This window comes from Frankia umida (assembly GCF_023242945.1).
Taxonomy (GTDB): domain Bacteria; phylum Actinomycetota; class Actinomycetes; order Frankiales; family Frankiaceae; genus Frankia; species Frankia umida.
The window spans coordinates 1-1,107 of the sequence record NZ_JALKFT010000098.1; the positions used below are offsets into that span (position 1 = coordinate 1).

Genomic DNA, 1,107 nt, shown 5'->3' on the forward strand with positions numbered 1-1,107 from the left:
GGTGAGGGGGGTGTGGAGGGGTTCGACGTGGGGGGTGTGGCTGGCGTAGGTGACGGGGATGAGGCGGCTGAAGGTGGTGGGGTGTTGGTCTGCGTAGGTTTGGAGGTGGTGGGGGTTTCCGGCGAGGACGGTGCTGGTGGGGCTGTTGATGGCGGCGATGTGGATGTCGGTGTGGGGGGGGAGGTTGAGGTGGGTGTGGGGGAGGTTGATGGTGAGCATGGCGCCGGGGGTGTTGAGGGTGGTGATGAGGGTGGAGCGGGTGGTGATGAGGTGGGCGGCGTCGTGGAGGGTGAGGATGCCGGCGGTGGTGGCGGCGGCTATTTCGCCTTGGGAGTGGCCGATGACGGCGGCGGGGGTGATGCCGTGGGTTTTCCAGAGGTGGGCGAGGCTGGTTTGGATGGCCCAGAGGAGGGGTTGGACGATGTTGGGGTGGGTGAGGAGTTCGGGGTTGGTGAGGGCGTGGTGGGGGTTCCAGGTGATGTGGGGTGCGAGGGCTTGGGTGGCGGCGTTCCAGTGTTCGGTGAAGGCGGGGCTGGTGTGGAGGAGGTCGAGGGCCATGCCGGGCCATTGGGAGCCTTGGCCGGGGAAGATGAAGACGGGTTGGTCGCTGCCGGGGTGTTTCTGGCCGAGGGTGAGGGTGGCGTCGGGGAGTTCCACGATTTCCCGCGTCGTGCCCACCGGCAGATCGGTCAGGGCGCTGAGCGCGGCGAGCAGGGCACCACGGGAGTTCGTCAGAACCACCGCGCGGTGAGCGAAGTGGTGCCGGTCGGCGAGGGTGCGGCTGACGGTCGCCAGCGCGACCTCCGGATGGTCCACCAGGTGGGTGCGCAACCGGTGCGCGGCGGCGCGCAGATCCTCGGGGGTCCTGGCTGACAGCGCGAAGTTCAGCCGGTCGTCCGCCCCGTCCTCGAGCCGCGGCCTGGTGACAGCCCTGTCGTCGTGGCCTGTGACGGTGGCCGGGGTGGCTGCGGGTGGTTCTTCGATGATGATGTGGGCGTTCGTGCCGCTGATGCCGAACGAGGAGATTCCGGCTCGCCGTGGGGTGTCGCGGCGGGGCCAGGGGGTGGGTTCGTTCAGGAGGGCGAGGGGGGTGTTGTCCCAGTCGAT

General features: G+C 69.0%; 1 protein-coding gene. It reads right to left on the bottom strand.

What is annotated here, in order from left to right:
* On the bottom strand, positions 1-1,107 hold a 1,107-nt coding region (locus MXD59_RS25935), incomplete at both ends, for an acyltransferase domain-containing protein (RefSeq protein WP_248827190.1).